Here is a 15,981-nt window from a genome sequence, read left to right on the forward strand (position 1 = left end):
AAGGTGACCCCTGAGGGTTTTCATATTCATCATTACAAAAAAGTTTCAAGCACTAATAAAGAAGCGTTGGATTTAATTGATAAAGGAATATCAAATGAAACTATTATTGTTGCTGATAAACAAACAGAAGGCAGGGGGCGCACCGGAAAAAACTGGATTTCTCCAGAGGGTAATTTTTATGCAAGTTTGGTAATAAACCTCTTTAACGATTATCTGAATGAAAGCCAGCTTTCGGTGTCATTCCAGCGCGTGACGCTGGAATCTAGAAATCAAGAAGAATGGTCAAGCACACAACTGTACAAACGTTGTGGTATTCCCACCAAGGATGATGTCATCCGAGTAGCCTGGCACTGGGATCCAGAAAACTTAATTACAAATGGGCACATCAGGCAACTGTGTAATAAGAACTGGATTCCAGTGTCACGCACTGGAATGACACCACATACCACCTGCAAATTGCAATGTTCGCATAGTTATGTGTCAAGCACTGGGGAAAATACTGGGATGATAGAAAGAGGTTTAATGAATCAAGTTAGCAAATTAACAGAATTGACTTTTGTTACTGCTCTTGCTGTTGGAAATGCTATACTGTCATTTATAAATGGTCTAAATCTCCAGTATAAATGGCCAAATGACATTCTAATCGATGGCAAGAAAATAAGTGGAATATTGCTTGAAAAAAGATCCAATTCGAATTGGCTCATTATAGGAATTGGAATTAATGTCAGTCATGCACCACTTCCAGGAACAACGTGCATTAGCAATTACGGTGAGTCTGTGTCTAACATAGATCTGTTAAAGAAATTAATAATAAATTTTAATAAGCTAAGAAAGCAATGGCTACTTGATGGGTTTTATGCTATAAGAGAAATGTGGTTAAAAAAAGCATTCAAAATGAATGAGCAAATCAGTGTAAAGTTAGCTGACAAATTGTATGAAGGAATTTTTGCTGATATAGATAAAAGTGGTAAATTGGTGTTGCAGCAAAAGGATGGAAGCTTAATTTATTTTGATGCAGGTGAGTTATTTATTGATAATGCATTATGAATACATATGTAATTTTTGCTTACCTTATTAGTTTCACGCTGATTGCTGGAGAGCTAATTTTTACCATTTCTTGTTATACTAAAAGTAAAAAAATTCTAGAAAGCCTGAAAGATAATCATGAAGAAGAAACATAAGCGATTACTTATAACTTCAGGAATTTTCTGCTTTTTAAGTTGTGCAGTTTTTTTTATTTTAACAACGCTCAAAGAAAATATCTCATTTTTCTATACAGTAAGTGAGGCAATAGTTTTACCAAATGGTCAAAAACTAATCCGTGTTGGTGGAATGGTTGTTGAAAATAGCGTGATACGCAACGAAAGTGAAGTGATTTTTCAAATGACAGATTTTAATAAGAGCGTTATGGTGAAATATCAGGGAATACTTCCACCAATGTTTTCAGAAAAAAGTGGTGTTGTTGTGCAAGGTAAAATGTTTGATAATAGTACTTTTCTTGCAGATACAGTGTTTGCAAAACATGATGAGAACTATATGCCGAAAGTTTTAAAATAGATTCCTTAACCTGGCTGTATTGAAACGGTATGTAGAGAGAGTCACAGCCTAGAGACTATTACTCTTTCCAGTTTAACCCCAATCTGGTTCATTAATGGTATTGTTTTCTAATTCCTCTACTTTTGTCTGTAAGTTATTCAGGCTCTGTACTAAACCACTATTTTCATTACCAACCTTTGTAATTAGCTCGTCAAGCTTACTCCTTTCTTCTGTTAGCATGTCATTTAATTGACTGATAGAGTTGCTATTGTTATGCAATACATCATCCAATTCAGGAACGAATTTCGTGTTCAGCTCTGCGATTAATTTATCTAAAGCTTTGTGGACATAACCAAGCTGCGCTGGATTTCGCGCAACTGTTTCATCATAACCTTTAGGTTTGGTGTTAACTTCTATTTTGCTTATTACTTTAAGTTCGTTTTTGCTTTCTTGTTTACTATTATTCATGCTAACTCCTATAAAAAATTATAATTTTAAAATCAATTCAGCTACATTGAAGTGGTATGTGGAAAGAGTAACAGCTAGCAAGCTATTACCTTTTTTATTAAAGCAACCCGTTCTCTTCGCCAGTAGCATGAGGGAATATGGAAGCTTCTGCAATGCCTGGCTGATCATCACGAAATTCCTGAAGCTCATCTCGAAGAGTTTGAAGTTGACTTTTTATTTCAGTTGTATTGTTCCCTATATTTGATATAGTTGTTGACAGTGGCTCCACTATGCCAGTTGTAATGTTACTGCTTAAACTTGTGTTATACTCATTAATACTGTCTATCAAGCCATCATAAACCTTTTTAAGGTATGTTATAGCTGCGGCTGTTTGCTTCATTTCCGCTATAGGTATTTTTTCCAGTGGCTGATTTATATCAAAATCTAACTCCTTAGCACCTTTTTCTTTATTCTGAATTTTTACTGAATCTATACTTGGTTTTACAAAATCTGGTTTTGTAAAAACCGGGCTCTCAAGTTTTAGTAATTTACTTTGGTCTGAAGGCTCGTCACCAAAATATAATTCTACATTGTTTTTACTCATAATAAGTTACCTCCTATAAAAAAATTGATTTTCATAAATTGCTACCATACAAGTAGCATTGAATCGTTATTGTTTTCTACTATTGTAAAATCTGGAGCTTCTGCAATGCCTGGCATATCGTCCTTGATTTGCTTGAGCATCTCAATCATTTCTTTGTTCTGTTTACTCTGCTCGTCAAGTTTCCCTTTTAATGCATCAATAATAGCTTTAGACTGATCTTGATTGCTGAGATCACCGATCACAGCTGTCACTTTCTCATAAGGCAGTTTGTGAATGATGTCTTTAAGCTCTTCTGCGCCTACGTTATCCAAAAGTTCTTTAAACTGCTCATTAGACATATTGCGAGCAAAAGCTTGAAGTTTGTCTGGGTTGTCAACTAAAGACTTAATGATAATCTGAATCTTATTAGAATCAGTTAAATCCTGAGCAATTGCTTCGAGTTTCTCAGGATCAAGCTTATTAACTAAGTCTTTCAGTTGTTCTTCTTGCAGACTATTTACTAAAGCTTTCAACTGATCACCTTCTAATTCTTTGGAGAGTATTGTCAAGTGGTGCTCAGCCAAGTCTTTTGCAAGCACTGTAAATTGCTCGTCATTTAAAGTTTTAATAAGTGCTTTGAACTGATCCACTTTTAAGTGAGGTAAAATTTCTTTTACTTGCTCTGAATTTAATTTTCTCACTAGAGCTTCAAGCTGAGTATCATTTAAAATAGGAACAATTATTTGTAACTTTTCTGGATTTAGTTCCTGAGCGAGGGTTTTTAGCTGGTGATTGGTTAGATGATCCACTAAAGCTTGGAGTTGTTCATCTGTTAAGTTCTCTGCTAAGGCCTGCAACTGGCTTGAGCTCAGTTCAGGAATTATTTTTTGCAGTTGCTCGTTACTAAGAGTATTGGCAAGAGTTTTTAGTTGGCCGTCTGTTAGGCCCTGAATAAAAACTTTAGTAAACGCGTTTGATAGCAACAGTAGCACATCTCTTATATGTCTCTCACCGTAGTATAACATAATGTCTTGTAATACCTCATTGTCAGGTGAATCGATTATATTTCCTGCCTCGTCTGAAAAATAATATTTATTGTTGCCAGTATCTGAATCTTCCCATGTTACATATTTGTATTCCAATTTTTTTGATTTAATAGAACTGCTACACATAGTTTTGAAAGGCTGCACAAGCTCTCTTGTATATGATAACTTAGCCAACTCATTACCGTAATATACAAATGTATGGTTACTTTTTACATAATCTAAGTTAGAATCACTTTTATAATCTTTGGCTACCAGATTTCCTTCATTTTCTTCCTCCAGACATATGTAACTGTCTAGGCAAGAACTGCTGCAAAGTTTTATAGGCAATAAGCCTAGTACTACATCGTTTTTATCATCCAGCGATACAAGCTCAACTTTTTTAATAGGCATTGTAGGATCATTACCTTCAGGCCACTTTATCCTTGTAGTCGGGGTTTTTCTAAACACCTCTTTTCCAGGTATCATCTTAAAAACATGCTTTTTTCCACTCATAGGCGTCACCAATAAATTAATTGTTAGTATTCTAACATTTATTGATTAATTTATTGTTAAGTTAGTATATATTACAATTGTAATAACCAACATTACTTGTGTAGAGAAAAGTTACGAAAAGAAATAGAGATTTTCAGGGAAATAGTATAAAATCCTCATAGATTAAAATAAGCTGCTTTGACAGGTTTTGTGGCGGCTAGAGCTGTATAGACTGGTGGAGGCAAGCGGGATCGAACCGCTGACCTTCTGCGTGCAAAACAGATGCTCTACCAGCTGAGCTATACCCCCAGGTAATTCTTGCTTAAAGCATAAATCACTCAGGCTGAAATGCAAGAAATATTTATCTATTAGGCTATTGCTAAATAGTGTACAAATTCTGCAGGGTGTACACACTTCTCTATTTTTTTGTCTCCTTAGCGTTATACGTCACACCATCCAAATAAATCTGTGAACTGAAAATTAACAAGAAGTTTTCCTTTGGAAATTTTTTTAAATTATTCATAGATTTTTTAACTAAATTATCACTAACGCAGTATATTATATAATTTATTTAACCACACATGAAAATTTTAGTTTGATTAAAACGGATAAAAACTGTATTGATGTTTAGTATAGCTGAAAAATGAAATGATCCCGTAGCTCAGCCGGTAGAGCAACTGACTTTTAATCAGTGGGTCACGCGTTCGAATCGCGTCGGGATCACTCACAAATTTTGAAAAACATGCTAAAAGAACAAGACAAAATATTCACCAACCTAAATGGTAAAGGAACTCCACTACTTGAGGGTGCAAAAAAACGTGGTAGCTGGCAAAAAACAAAGGAATTACTGGATTTAGGATCAGAAAAGATCATTGATGAAGTAAAGAAATCTGGTTTGAGAGGTCGAGGGGGTGCAGGATTTTCCACCGGCCTTAAGTGGAGCTTTATGCCCAAAAATCTCCCAAAAGCATATTTAGTAGTCAATGCAGATGAGTCAGAACCTGGTACATGTAAAGATAGAGATATATTGCGATATGAGCCACATAAGTTACTTGAGGGAATTCTCCTGGCCGGCAAAGCGATCAGCGCATCAGTTGCATATATTTATATCAGGGGTGAATTTTATAATGAATATTTAGTTCTAAAAAAAGCACTTGAGGAAGCCTATAAAGAAGGTTTAATTGGAAAAAATGCCTGCAAATCAGGTTATGATCTTGATGTGTTTATCCATAGGGGCGCAGGAGCTTACATATGTGGGGAAGAAACAGCTCAACTCGAATCAATTGAAGGAAAAAAGGGCTTTCCTCGCATGAAGCCTCCATTTCCCGTAGGTGTTGGACTTTTTGGCTGCCCAACCACAATAAACAACGTTGAAACTATAGCCATGGTTTCAGATATTCTGAATCGCGGAGGAGAATGGTTTGCATCTCTTGGTAAACCAAATAATACTGGTACCAAGGTCTTTTGTATTTCAGGGCACGTAAACAACCCGTGTAATGTTGAAGAAGAGCTCGGAATTCCATTACGTGAATTAATTGAAAAATACGCAGGTGGAGTGCGAGGAGGTTGGGATAATTTACTTGCTGTAATACCTGGTGGGTCTTCAGTGCCATTAATTCCAAAATCTATATGTGATACTATTGAAATGGATTTTGATTCATTAAGAACTGCACAATCAGGGCTTGGTACTGCTGCTGTAATAGTGATGAATAAATCAACTGATATAATAGCTGCAATAGAGAGGTTATCACACTTTTATATGCATGAGTCCTGTGGACAATGCACACCATGCCGTGAAGGTACTGGATGGATGTGGAGGATTATGAAGAGGATGGTGGCAGGAGATATTAAGCCTGATGAAATAGATAAGCTGCTTGACCTTACAACTCAAATAGAAGGACATATAATTTGCGCACTTGGCGATGCTGCAGCTTGGCCGATTCAAGGATTAATAAGACATTTTCGCCATGTTATCAAAGAGAGAGCGATAATTTAACTTTACTTATACTTCTTAAGCCGTTTTGCTACTTAGCAACCAGAGCTAAAAAATATTGATTCCCTTCTCTTTTAGGTTCCAATTCTACCTTTGCGATATCTTCAGTGTCTCGAATTAGCCGTTCTAATTTTTCCAGTCCAACTTCAGTGTTTATAAGCTCTCTCCCTCTAAATCTCATTGTGACTTTAATTTTATGTCCGTGGGCAAGTAAGTCTCTTGCTTGACGCAATTTTGTTCCGTAATCGTGATCACCAATATTGGGACCCAGTTTAATTTCTTTTATAGTTAATGTTTTTTGTTTCTTTTTTGCTTCACTTGCTTTCTTTTTTATATCATACTTTTGCTTGCTATAATCCAGAATTTTACATACTGGAGGGGTTGAATCAGGTGCAATTTCCACCAAGTCTAAACCAACACCCTGTGCAAATTCCAAAGCTCGTTCTATTGGCACGATTCCGACCATTTCACCACTATGATCAACTAAGCGTACCTCCTTAGCTGTGATAAATCCATTAATTCTGTTTTTATTGTTCTTTTTAACTTGCAAACTTTAACTCCCTTAATTCAAATTAATACTTTTTAACAGCGATTCATTAGCCTTTTCCAAAGAAAAAGACTCCTGTCTTTCCGATCCTAAATTTCTTACTGACACAGTTTTACTTGTAACTTCATTTTTGCCTACAATCCACAATATAGGAACCTTGTTTGAACTATGCAAACGTATCTTATAACTAATTTTTTCATTGGTCAAATCAGTCTTGACTCTCACACCTTGTTCTTTTAAAATATTGCTAATTTCTGTGGCGTAACCGTCAGCTTCATTTGTAATGGTCAGAATAGCAAGTTGCGTTGGAGCAAGCCAAACTGGAAATTTTCCTGCATAATTTTCTATCAAAATTCCGATAAAACGCTCAAAAGTCCCAAGAATTGCCCTATGTAACATGACAGGGTGATGCTTGTGCCCATCTGCCCCTATATAAAAAGCTCCCAGACGTTCTGGTAAAATGAAATCAACTTGTAATGTTCCACATTGCCAATTTCTGCCTATTGCGTCTTTCAAAACGAACTCTAACTTTGGACCATAAAATGCACCTTCACCAGGGTTAAGTTTATAACTCAAGCCCGCTTCTTTAACGGCTTCAAGCAGCGCTTTTTCAGCTCTATCCCACACTTCATCATTACCTGCTCTAATATCTGGACGGTCTGAAAATTTCACAGAAATTTCATTAAATCCAAGCTCTGAATATACTTCTTTTAAAAGGTCACAAAACTTTATAGTCTCAGAATTCACTTGTTCTTCCATACAAAAAATGTGTGCATCGTCTTGCGTAAAACCACGCACTCGCATCAGTCCGTGCAATGAGCCTGAGCTTTCATTTCTATGGCATGTGCCAAACTCTGCCATACGTATTGGTAAATCACGGTAGCTCCTGGTGTGAGAATTAAAAATCTGCACATGACAAGGACAATTCATGGGTTTTATTGCTAACTTTTTATTCTCAGATTCGTCAACAATAAACATATTTTCACGAAACTTATCCCAATGTCCAGATCTTTCCCACAGCTCTTTACTTACTAAAATAGGAGTTTTTACCTCAAAATAGCCATTATTTATTAGCTTCTTTCTGATGTAAGACTCAAGAACATTATATAGAATATATCCTTGTTCATGCCAAAAAACCTGCCCAACAGCTTCCTCTTGAATGTGAAATAAATCCATATCCTTAGCAATTTTGCGGTGATCACGTTTTTCTGCTTCTTTGAGGCACTCAAGGTAAGCGTTTAATTCATCCTTATTTCCCCATGCTGTGCCATATATTCGCTGCAACATTGGGCCCTTAGAATCACCACGCCAGTATGCACCCGCTACTTTCATAAGTTTAAACGCTTTAACTCTACCGGTTGATGGTGAGTGCGGACCACGGCATAGGTCAACAAAATCACCTTGCCTATAAACAGTTAGGTTTTCACCCTCTGGTATGGATGAGATAATATCAACCTTATATTTTTCGCCTATACCACTAAAGAAATCAACTGACTGCTTGCGAGTCCAAACTTCTCGAACAAATCTGTGGTTACTTTTTACAATCTCTTTCATTTTCTTTTCTATTGCGGTAAGATCGTCCGTAGTGAAGGTACGATCTGTAGCAAAATCATAGTAAAAACCGTCCTGAATTGTTGGGCCGATAGTAATCTGAGTATTAGGAAATAGCTCTTTCACTGCCTGCGCCATTATATGAGCAGCATCATGCCTTATTATATCTAAACCCACTTCGTCACTCAGTTGTATCACCTCTATCTCTGCATCAGCTTCAATTTCACGTGAGAGGTCATATAGCTCACCATTTACTTTCAATGCAACTACTTCTTTCAAAGCATCCGGTTGTAATATATCAAAGCCAGTGACTTTACCACTGTATTCTTTTACTTTTTGTTCGGTTGAAAAAGTAACCCTAACCATAAATAAACCTATACGGACATGTAGCTTGAAGGCGGTTTGCTTCTTCCAACGGTGTCATCCCAGTGTCACGCACATAGCCATACGAACATTCATTTTCGAAGGTAAATTGCACAGCAAATGGTGTCATCCCAGTGCTTGACACTGGAATCCAGCTTTTTTGTAATTTCATTGAAAATGTTGCATAGTGTGCTTGTTCACAATCAATTTTACTGGATCCCAGTGTCAAGCACTGGGATGACACCTTTGTGTTTGAGGCAAAACAGGCTATAACATTTAACATACTGCCCTCGCAAACAAATGTTCGTACAGTTGTGTATCAGCTACTGGGATGACACCACCCCTAGTGGGCACTGCCCCTAAATCATAATGGATAACAGGGTTATAAGCTCTGAACATTAATAATAAGGCCTATTCTTTTTTAACCTGAGTGCAATTGCGTCTTCCCAAACTTCACCATTACGCAATAACTTTTCTTTATTGTACATTAGCTCCTCTCTTGTTTCAGTAGCAAATTCAAAGTTAGGACCTTCAACAATTGCATCAACTGGACATGCCTCTTGGCAAAGTCCGCAGTATATGCATTTTGTCATATCAATATCATAGCGCGTGGTGCGGCGACTACCGTCTTCTCTTTCCTCTGCTTCAATAACTATTGCTTGAGCAGGGCAGATAACTTCACATAATTTACAAGCTATGCATCGTTCTTCACCGTTTGGATACCTACGCAACGCATGCTCACCACGAAACCTTGGACTTAAAGGGCCCTTCTCCATAGGATACCTCAAAGTAACCTTTGGCTTAAACATATATTTTAATGTAATAACAAACCCTTTAATTAACTCTACAAAAGACCAGTACCAAGCTAATTTCTTGAGCATAAAATATTTAAAACTTGTGTCAGTCATTATAAATCATATTATCAGTTTTCAAAATAAATATTTTCACCTGGGTGACTTTTTAGGTATTTTGGTTTCTTAAGTGTAATATTGCTAAGTAGTTTATATAAATAATGACAAACACAAATGAAACTATTTTCGCTTTATCGACCGTATTTGGTAAGTCAGGAGTTGCAGTAATCAGAATTTCAGGCAACTACGCGCTTAAAGCTTTAAATCATTTTCATATTAAGAAAGAAATTAAACCAAGATTTGCTACTTTAGTTGATCTATATGATGATTCCAGTCAATTGATAGATAATGGAATAATCATCTATTTCCCTGCTCCAAACAGTTTCACTGGCGAGGACGTTATAGAGTTACAAGTGCATGGAAGCAAGGCAGTTATAAAAATCATCTTGGAGGAATTATCAAAAGTTTTCGTTATGGCCAAGCCTGGAGAATTCTCACTTAGGGCTTTTCTAAATGGTAAATTTGACTTAACGCAAATAGAAGGGATTGCAGACTTAATTGATGCTGAGACGAAAATGCAAGCTAAACAAGCGATTAAGCAGATATCAGGAGAATTGGAGAGACTATACAGCAATTGGAGGCAAAGATTAATAACGATACAATCCAAAATCGAAGCATATATAGACTTTCCAGAGGACATTTGGGCAGAAAAAAGTGAATTGGAAAAAATTAATAATGAAGTGCAATCTCTCGTGCAGTTGATACAAGAGCATTTAAATGATAATAGACGGGGCGAAAGGTTGCGTGAGGGTTTACATATTGTAATAACTGGTGAACCAAATGTCGGTAAATCAACTCTGTTTAATTTCTTAGCCAAGCGTGATATTGCTATTGTTTCTGAATATGCAGGCACAACAAGAGATATACTTGAAGCTCATATTGACATTGGCGGATACCCAATCATTCTCTCTGATACTGCTGGAATTCGTGAAAGTTCAGATCCAATAGAATTAGAAGGTATAAGTCGAGCGAAAAAGAGGTCTTTTGAAGCTGATTTAAGAATAGAGCTATTTCCTTTTGAACAACGACACGATGTCAATTATCAAGCCACAGGCAATCTACCATCTGTCGTTGACACACAACTATGCAAATATTGTAATCAACAAACGGTGTCATCCCAGTGCTTGACACTGGGATCCAGATATAAAAATACTTGCAAATTATGCAATAGACAATGGATTCTAGAAACATGTGCTGAAAACAATGTTCATAGCTGGATTCCAGTGTCAGCTACTTGCATGACATCAGACCAAAATGACACCATTTATGTATTGAGCAAAGCTGACGATGTTATCAATAATCACAATATAAAAATTAATGGCATAGATCTTTTACCCATTTCTATTCTAAAGGAAATAGGTACAAACAAATTGATCTCTCTCATAAAAGAGAAGGCAGAGGAAAAATTTGGGCATGATAGAGACACTCCTATAATCACTCGGCAAAGACATAGGAATCACATGAAGAAAGCACTGGAACATTTACAACGTTTTAATATCGATAATCCAATTGAGTTGATATCTGAAGATTTGAGGCTTGCTGCATTTGAACTTGGTGCGGTGATTGGAATTATTGATGTTGAGGAAATATTGAGTAGTGTGTTTAGCAACTTTTGCGTGGGCAAGTAAAGCTTTTATAGATTGCTTAAAATCAAATGTTGTGATAGAAAAGAAATGGACGGATGGCCGAGCGGTTTAAGGCACCAGTCTTGAAAACTGACGTACGTGATGAGCGTACCATGGGTTCGAATCCCATTCCGTCCGCACAGCATCTCGCTATGCTAGCTGATTTTTAGAGCTTATTTGGACTATGTGGTTCATAACGCTGGAAATCTTGTCTAATCTAGCCACATCTTTTAAAAATACATCCCTTTGTAAATTGACCTTGTTAGCAAAGAAAGCTAATATCTATAAATAGATCACCATCTGAATATGAAAACCGATATAGTAATAATAGGTGCAGGACCTGTTGGAATATTCACTGCTTTTCAAGCGGGAATGCTTGATATGAGATGTCATATAATAGATGTTTTGGATCAAGCAGGAGGACAATGCACAGCTCTTTACCCAGAAAAGCCAATATATGATATACCTGGTTATCCTGTAATCACTGCCCAAAAATTAATTGAGCAACTAATGGAGCAATCTTCGCCATTTAAGCCTGTTTACCATTTAAGTCAAAAAGTGGAAAAGATTTCAAATAACGAAGGTGAAAGCTTTACTGTCATAACGAACATAGGTACAGAGGTAAAATGCAAAGCCGTTATTGTTGCTGCAGGTAACGGAATGTTTGAACCTAACCGTCCACCCTTAAGTGGTATATTAGAATATGAAAATAAATCTGTATTTTACAGTGTAAATAAAATTTCTGATTTTCAGGACAAAACTATAGTCATTGCAGGTGGGGGTGATTCTGCGGCTGATTGGACTGTAGAACTTTCTAAAGTTGCGAAGAAAATTTATGTGATACATAGGAGAAAGGAATTTCGCTGCACTCCTGAAACTAGAAATAAATTAGAATCACTTGAAATTGATGGAAAAATAGAACTGGTAGTGCCATATCAATTACACGAACTAGCAGGAGGTAATGGGCAGTTGAGCGCAGTGATAGTAAAAAACATTGCCTCTAAGGAAGAAAAAGAAATATCCGCTGATTTTTTGCTGCCATTTTTTGGATTGTCAATGAATCTTGGTCCAATAAACAATTGGGGTATACAGTTAGAACATAGCCGCATAGTTGTCGACCCAGCTACACTTAAAACCAGTAGAGATAGGATATATGCAATCGGAGATATAGCTATTTATTCAGGCAAACTAAAATTAATACTAAATGGTTTTGCTGAGAGCGCCATGGCTTGTTATGACATATACAAAGTAATCCACAACTCTCCGGTTAATTTTCAATATTCAACCTCAAAGGGAATTCACGGAAAAGAAAAACTTCCTTGACAAACCTCGCCAGCTCCCTTATCATGAAACTGAAGCTATTGTATTTGCTTTCACCAATCTGCAGATTAAAAGGTAAGGATTACTTAATGTATCGGCGTCTTATGTTCAATTTTTTGCAGTATATAGATACTGTATGTCTTTACAAAACTTCATCTACATCTAGATTTTTATCTAAATAAGCTGAACGCGCTTACAAAGCGTTACAAGACATCAAAAAATGCCAATACTCGACAGAGATAGTAAAAGACTAGCTAACTCAGGGATTCTTTGTCTTTTTTTCTGCTTAGTAAATTTCTTAAACGTTTGCAGCGTAAGTTAGTTGCAATTAAAAGCAGCTTAATCTCGCTTGTCAAGCGTTTAAAACATAAAAAACGCCAATATTTTAAAGCGGATAATAACCCCAGGGCTTCTTTTGCCTTTTTTTTCATTTGGTAAATTTCTTAAATATTTATGGCTAAACGACAACCGTCATCCCGCTGCTTGTTAGCGGGATCTAGAGATACCGCGAATGAATCGCGGTATGACGTAGGACTGCTGTCATCCCAGTGCTCCTTTTTTTGTCATCCCAGTGCTTGACACTGGGATCTAGTTTTCCATATAATCTCATCGAAAATGTTGTAACCACTTTCTGTGCTAGTTTGCTTGCTTACAAGCAAACTTTCCTGGATCCAAGTAGTCAGGGCACTGAGATGACACCCTCTTGGATGAAAACCAGTATCAGCTACTTTCATGACACCATTCTTTTTTCTGGATCCAAGTAGTCAGGGCACTGGGATGACAGGAGAAAGAGGCACTGGAATGACAAAGAGGGTACTTGGATGACAGGAGGTAATGCAGGAAGTCTAATAGTGCAGCAACACGGAACCCCAGGTCAGGCCTGCACCTATTGAAATCAGCAGTACCAGATTTCCTGATTTTATTTTTGATTCTTGTATTGCATAGTCTAAGGCCAGTGGAATTGATGCCGCTGAGGTGTTTGCATGCTTATCAACGGTATTAATCACTTTCTCTATAGGAAAATCTAATTTCTTTACTACTGCTTCAATAATACGAATGTTTGCTTGATGGGGAATTAACCAGTCAATATCAGTGATTTTCAAATTATTGCATTTCAGAGTTTCCTCTACTGAGGCTGTTAACTTATCCACTGCATGTTTAAACACTTCTCTTCCATTCATGCATATTTTTCCAGAATCACCAGTTGAGGATATCCCTCCGTTCGTACATAGTATGTCCACATTGCCGTCAGAGTATAAGTTTGTTGATATGATGCCGCTTCTACCCATTTCTGATTTCATCACCACTGCACCAGCACCATCACCAAAGAGTACACAAGTTGACCTATCTTCCCAATCAACAATCCTAGACATTATTTCAGCACCTATAACCAATGCATATTTAATTCTATTGTTAGATTTTATGAGCGAATCAGCAACTGTAACTGCATATATAAAACCAGAGCATGCTGCTTGTACATCAAAAGCAAATGCGTTTTTACATTTTAACTTACTTTGTACAATCGTTGCACAGCTAGGAAAAGTTTTATCAGGAGTTGTTGTAGCAACTATAATCAAGTCAATTTCATCTACTGAAATTTTAGCTTTTTCTATAGCACTTTTTGCTGCATTTACAGCTAGATCTGACGTTAGTTCTCCTTCATCTGCTATATGCCTTTGAACTATTCCTGTTCTCTGCCTTATCCATTCATCGCTCGTCTCAACTATCGATGCAATTTCGTTGTTACTCAACATTTTTCTTGGTAGGTAAGATCCAGTGCTTAATATGAAACTTTTATTCAATATGACTTACCCCGTTAATTATCTTTTGATTTAAATTTTCACTAATTGCATTTACTGCAAATTTTATGGCATGGGCAAAAGAAATAGCATCAGAATTTCCATGACTTTTAATGATGATACCATTCAGCCCTAAAAACATAGCTCCACTTCTAATTTTGGGATTAAAACGCGTTAAAGCTTTATTTAGTTTGGATTTTAACAATATACCAACAAGCATTTTCGCTATCCACGAATTGAATACTTCCTGCTTTATTAGATTGATAAAGGTACTAGCGGTTGCCTCAGCCGTTTTGAGCATTACATTGCCAACAAAACCATCAGCAACAATCACATCTATATTACCCTCTAAAAATTCACTTGCCTCTATATACCCTTTGAAATTAATGCCTGGAGCGTTTTTAAGCAACTCAAAAGCGCCGCGCACTGAGTCATTACCTTTAACTTCTTCTGTGCCGATATTTAGCAAAGCAACTTCAGGATTGTCAATTTTTAATGCTATTTTTGCAAATATACTACCCATTAACGCAAATTGAAATAATGAGTCGGCATTACAATCAACATTTGCACCAAGGTCAAGCAAAGCGAAGCTTTTTGTCTTAGTTGGACAGATAGAGGCAATAGCAGGACGATAAATGTTTGGTAATGTTCCTAAAATAAATCTGGAAATTGCCATCAACGCTCCGGTGTTGCCTGAAGATACCACTCCGAAAGCTTTACCTTCTTTCACTGCAACAATTGCAGCTTTCATACTTGAGTCTTTACGATGTCTCAGCGCAAAAGATGGCTTATCATTTGCAAGGACATTGTCAGAACAATGAGTAAATTCAGAATTGTTACTTACTTTTTTATATTTCAAAAGCAAAGGAGATACTTCTTCCTTATCTCCATAAATATGAAAAAAAACTTTAATGCCTGGGTCAACAAGGTTGTCTAAAAAAAAACCAGCACCATGAATTACGGAAAGAGGCGCAAAATCGCCCCCCATAGCGTCAAGTGCAATAACTATATTATTATTGACCGTAGATAACATATCATAATAGTCACTCTGCCTGTTGCTTGATGAAAACCCGTTTTCCTTTGTAACTGCCATCAACTGCTACGTTATGAGGCAACATGAATTCCCCAGTTGTTGAACATACCACAACATTCTTAGGCTCAATAGCATGATGAGAACGATGCATATTACGCCTTGACTTTGACTTTTTTCTTTTTGGAACTGCCAAAACTTCCTCCATTCTACTACAAAATTCAATTCATTAGTAACATGTTTTTTACAGGAAGTAAACAGGGATAGTAAAATAAGTAAGGTTTGCTTATGTAATTGAGTTCTATAGCTAAAGTGGCTCTACAATTTGAAAAACCGTCATTCCGCTACTCGTTAGCGGAATCTATACCGCGAATGAATCCATAGCTGTACGAACATTCATTTTTGAAGGTAAATTGCACAACAGATGATGTCATTCCAGTCTGGAATCCAGAAATTTTGCTTATAACTGAGCTGATGAGCTAAAGGTAGTTGTCTTATGCTAAAACAAACGTTTTTAATTAAGTTGCATAGAAGCTGGATCCCAGTGGGCTTTGTTGCATCGCTAGCTATGATGGATTAAAGATAAAAAAGATAGCGAATATCAGTAGCTTATTATTCTGGTATTTATAACAAGAACGGTCAGTGAATACCTAAATTTGAGTAAAAGAAATTTCACTACCACTCACTAATCTGGCTAAAATTCAAGAATTTCAATGCTTTAGCTATTTTCAATAGAATTAAATTTATTAATATAAATAA

At 36.6% G+C, this 15,981-nt stretch carries 19 protein-coding genes and 3 tRNA genes; 8 read left to right on the plus strand and 14 right to left on the minus strand.

Features of this window, described 5'->3' with window-relative positions; all coding sequences use genetic code 11:
* The first annotated feature begins 3 nt into the window (after positions 1 to 3).
* From OZD64_RS04320 to ccmE, 3 genes are read left to right on the plus strand one after another with little or no spacing between them, the layout of a single operon-like run.
* Positions 4 to 1,047, plus strand: coding sequence for a biotin--[acetyl-CoA-carboxylase] ligase (locus tag OZD64_RS04320; protein WP_010082374.1), 1,044 nt, complete (start codon positions 4 to 6; stop codon positions 1,045 to 1,047).
* Positions 1,044 to 1,181, plus strand: a complete 138-nt coding sequence (locus tag OZD64_RS04325; protein ID WP_010962957.1) for a CcmD-like small membrane protein — start codon at positions 1,044 to 1,046, stop codon at positions 1,179 to 1,181. The genes OZD64_RS04320 and OZD64_RS04325 overlap by 4 nt, the downstream gene beginning before the upstream one ends.
* Positions 1,165 to 1,557, plus strand: coding sequence for a cytochrome c maturation protein CcmE (gene ccmE, locus OZD64_RS04330; protein ID WP_010082373.1), 393 nt, complete (start codon positions 1,165 to 1,167; stop codon positions 1,555 to 1,557). The genes OZD64_RS04325 and ccmE overlap by 17 nt, the downstream gene beginning before the upstream one ends.
* Before the next feature lie 72 nt (positions 1,558 to 1,629).
* On the opposite strand, the gene OZD64_RS04335 is transcribed toward ccmE, so the two are convergent.
* From OZD64_RS04335 to OZD64_RS04350, 4 genes are all read right to left on the minus strand, one after another.
* On the minus strand, positions 1,630 to 2,004 hold the full coding sequence (locus OZD64_RS04335; RefSeq protein ID WP_010082372.1) for a hypothetical protein: 375 nt from the start codon (positions 2,002 to 2,004) through the stop codon (positions 1,630 to 1,632).
* A gap of 97 nt (positions 2,005 to 2,101) precedes the next feature.
* Positions 2,102 to 2,587, minus strand: coding sequence for a hypothetical protein (locus OZD64_RS04340; protein ID WP_010082371.1), 486 nt, complete (start codon positions 2,585 to 2,587; stop codon positions 2,102 to 2,104).
* Between the two features lie 41 nt (positions 2,588 to 2,628).
* Positions 2,629 to 4,104, minus strand: a complete 1,476-nt coding sequence (locus OZD64_RS04345; protein WP_038199255.1) for a magnesium transporter MgtE N-terminal domain-containing protein — start codon at positions 4,102 to 4,104, stop codon at positions 2,629 to 2,631.
* A 212-nt stretch (positions 4,105 to 4,316) separates the two neighbouring features.
* Positions 4,317 to 4,392 (minus strand) — tRNA-Ala (locus tag OZD64_RS04350).
* A 341-nt stretch (positions 4,393 to 4,733) separates the two neighbouring features.
* Here OZD64_RS04350 and OZD64_RS04355 point away from each other — a divergent pair.
* Positions 4,734 to 4,806 (plus strand) — tRNA-Lys (locus OZD64_RS04355).
* A gap of 19 nt (positions 4,807 to 4,825) precedes the next feature.
* Positions 4,826 to 6,079 (plus strand): NADH-quinone oxidoreductase subunit NuoF, encoded by a 1,254-nt coding sequence (gene nuoF / locus OZD64_RS04360; RefSeq protein WP_274999377.1) that lies wholly within the window; start codon positions 4,826 to 4,828, stop codon positions 6,077 to 6,079.
* Positions 6,080 to 6,107: 28 nt separating this feature from the next.
* Here nuoF and infC read toward each other — a convergent pair whose 3' ends face one another.
* The 5 genes from infC to nuoI are packed head-to-tail and all read right to left on the minus strand — an operon-like array spanning position 6,108 to position 9,418.
* Positions 6,108 to 6,626 carry a translation initiation factor IF-3 gene (gene infC, locus OZD64_RS04365; protein ID WP_274999378.1) on the minus strand — a complete coding sequence of 173 codons (519 nt, stop codon included), beginning with the start codon at positions 6,624 to 6,626 and terminating at the stop codon, positions 6,108 to 6,110.
* 12 nt (positions 6,627 to 6,638) lie between these two features.
* Entirely contained in the window at positions 6,639 to 8,540 is a 1,902-nt protein-coding gene (gene thrS, locus OZD64_RS04370; protein WP_010962960.1) for a threonine--tRNA ligase, read from the minus strand.
* The gene (locus OZD64_RS04375) at positions 8,533 to 8,820 is read right to left on the minus strand and encodes a hypothetical protein (RefSeq protein WP_010962961.1); all 288 of its coding nucleotides are present in this window, start codon (positions 8,818 to 8,820) and stop codon (positions 8,533 to 8,535) included. Before OZD64_RS04375 ends, thrS begins: the two co-directional genes overlap by 8 nt.
* Positions 8,814 to 8,936 carry a hypothetical protein gene (locus tag OZD64_RS04380; protein WP_255322257.1) on the minus strand — a complete coding sequence of 41 codons (123 nt, stop codon included), beginning with the start codon at positions 8,934 to 8,936 and terminating at the stop codon, positions 8,814 to 8,816. Before OZD64_RS04380 ends, OZD64_RS04375 begins: the two co-directional genes overlap by 7 nt.
* On the minus strand, positions 8,936 to 9,418 hold the full coding sequence (gene nuoI / locus OZD64_RS04385) for an NADH-quinone oxidoreductase subunit NuoI (RefSeq protein WP_038199316.1): 483 nt from the start codon (positions 9,416 to 9,418) through the stop codon (positions 8,936 to 8,938). Before nuoI ends, OZD64_RS04380 begins: the two co-directional genes overlap by 1 nt.
* Positions 9,419 to 9,549: 131 nt before the next feature.
* Between nuoI and mnmE the strand changes: the two genes are divergently transcribed.
* The 3 genes from mnmE to OZD64_RS04400 all read left to right on the plus strand — a co-directional run bounded on the left by mnmE (position 9,550) and on the right by OZD64_RS04400 (position 12,396).
* The gene (gene mnmE, locus OZD64_RS04390; RefSeq protein WP_274999379.1) at positions 9,550 to 11,076 is read left to right on the plus strand and encodes a tRNA uridine-5-carboxymethylaminomethyl(34) synthesis GTPase MnmE; all 1,527 of its coding nucleotides are present in this window, start codon (positions 9,550 to 9,552) and stop codon (positions 11,074 to 11,076) included.
* Between the two features lie 47 nt (positions 11,077 to 11,123).
* Positions 11,124 to 11,211, plus strand: a tRNA-Ser gene (locus OZD64_RS04395).
* A 168-nt stretch (positions 11,212 to 11,379) separates the two neighbouring features.
* Complete coding sequence (locus OZD64_RS04400; RefSeq protein ID WP_038199260.1) at positions 11,380 to 12,396, plus strand: NAD(P)/FAD-dependent oxidoreductase; 1,017 nt, start codon at positions 11,380 to 11,382, stop codon at positions 12,394 to 12,396.
* A gap of 251 nt (positions 12,397 to 12,647) precedes the next feature.
* Here the strand turns inward: OZD64_RS04400 and OZD64_RS04405 are convergent, their stop codons facing one another.
* The 5 genes from OZD64_RS04405 to rpmF form a co-directional block, all read right to left on the minus strand.
* On the minus strand, positions 12,648 to 12,824 hold the full coding sequence (locus OZD64_RS04405; protein ID WP_274999381.1) for a hypothetical protein: 177 nt from the start codon (positions 12,822 to 12,824) through the stop codon (positions 12,648 to 12,650).
* A gap of 132 nt (positions 12,825 to 12,956) precedes the next feature.
* Positions 12,957 to 13,127, minus strand: a complete 171-nt coding sequence (locus tag OZD64_RS04410) for a hypothetical protein (RefSeq protein WP_010082311.1) — start codon at positions 13,125 to 13,127, stop codon at positions 12,957 to 12,959.
* Positions 13,128 to 13,238: 111 nt separating this feature from the next.
* Positions 13,239 to 14,195 carry a beta-ketoacyl-ACP synthase III gene (locus OZD64_RS04415; RefSeq protein ID WP_010962965.1) on the minus strand — a complete coding sequence of 319 codons (957 nt, stop codon included), beginning with the start codon at positions 14,193 to 14,195 and terminating at the stop codon, positions 13,239 to 13,241.
* Positions 14,188 to 15,225: a phosphate acyltransferase PlsX gene (gene plsX, locus OZD64_RS04420; protein ID WP_038199264.1), complete on the minus strand. Its 1,038-nt coding sequence runs from the start codon at positions 15,223 to 15,225 to the stop codon at positions 14,188 to 14,190. Before plsX ends, OZD64_RS04415 begins: the two co-directional genes overlap by 8 nt.
* A gap of 10 nt (positions 15,226 to 15,235) precedes the next feature.
* On the minus strand, positions 15,236 to 15,418 hold the full coding sequence (gene rpmF, locus OZD64_RS04425; RefSeq protein WP_010962967.1) for a 50S ribosomal protein L32: 183 nt from the start codon (positions 15,416 to 15,418) through the stop codon (positions 15,236 to 15,238).
* Between the last annotated feature and the right edge of the window lie 563 nt (positions 15,419 to 15,981).

Origin of the sequence: Wolbachia endosymbiont of Drosophila tristis, assembly GCF_028981745.1 — a bacterium.
Taxonomy (GTDB): domain Bacteria; phylum Pseudomonadota; class Alphaproteobacteria; order Rickettsiales; family Anaplasmataceae; genus Wolbachia; species Wolbachia pipientis.

What these genes read in the sequence shown, in the direction of transcription:
- OZD64_RS04325 (WP_010962957.1), top strand. Translation starts at nt 1,044, where the DNA reads ATGAATACATATGTAATTTTTGCTTACCTTATTAGTTTCACGCTGATT.
- ccmE (WP_010082373.1), top strand. Translation starts at nt 1,165, where the DNA reads ATGAAGAAGAAACATAAGCGATTACTTATAACTTCAGGAATTTTCTGC.
- OZD64_RS04335 (WP_010082372.1), bottom strand. Translation starts at nt 2,004, where the DNA reads ATGAATAATAGTAAACAAGAAAGCAAAAACGAACTTAAAGTAATAAGC.
- OZD64_RS04340 (WP_010082371.1), bottom strand. Translation starts at nt 2,587, where the DNA reads ATGAGTAAAAACAATGTAGAATTATATTTTGGTGACGAGCCTTCAGAC.
- OZD64_RS04345 (WP_038199255.1), bottom strand. Translation starts at nt 4,104, where the DNA reads ATGAGTGGAAAAAAGCATGTTTTTAAGATGATACCTGGAAAAGAGGTG.
- nuoF (WP_274999377.1), top strand. Translation starts at nt 4,826, where the DNA reads ATGCTAAAAGAACAAGACAAAATATTCACCAACCTAAATGGTAAAGGA.
- thrS (WP_010962960.1), bottom strand. Translation starts at nt 8,540, where the DNA reads ATGGTTAGGGTTACTTTTTCAACCGAACAAAAAGTAAAAGAATACAGT.
- OZD64_RS04375 (WP_010962961.1), bottom strand. Translation starts at nt 8,820, where the DNA reads ATGTTAAATGTTATAGCCTGTTTTGCCTCAAACACAAAGGTGTCATCC.
- OZD64_RS04380 (WP_255322257.1), bottom strand. Translation starts at nt 8,936, where the DNA reads ATGTTCAGAGCTTATAACCCTGTTATCCATTATGATTTAGGGGCAGTG.
- nuoI (WP_038199316.1), bottom strand. Translation starts at nt 9,418, where the DNA reads ATGCTCAAGAAATTAGCTTGGTACTGGTCTTTTGTAGAGTTAATTAAA.
- mnmE (WP_274999379.1), top strand. Translation starts at nt 9,550, where the DNA reads ATGACAAACACAAATGAAACTATTTTCGCTTTATCGACCGTATTTGGT.
- OZD64_RS04400 (WP_038199260.1), top strand. Translation starts at nt 11,380, where the DNA reads ATGAAAACCGATATAGTAATAATAGGTGCAGGACCTGTTGGAATATTC.
- OZD64_RS04405 (WP_274999381.1), bottom strand. Translation starts at nt 12,824, where the DNA reads ATGAAAAAAAAGGCAAAAGAAGCCCTGGGGTTATTATCCGCTTTAAAA.
- OZD64_RS04410 (WP_010082311.1), bottom strand. Translation starts at nt 13,127, where the DNA reads ATGAAAGTAGCTGATACTGGTTTTCATCCAAGAGGGTGTCATCTCAGT.
- plsX (WP_038199264.1), bottom strand. Translation starts at nt 15,225, where the DNA reads ATGTTATCTACGGTCAATAATAATATAGTTATTGCACTTGACGCTATG.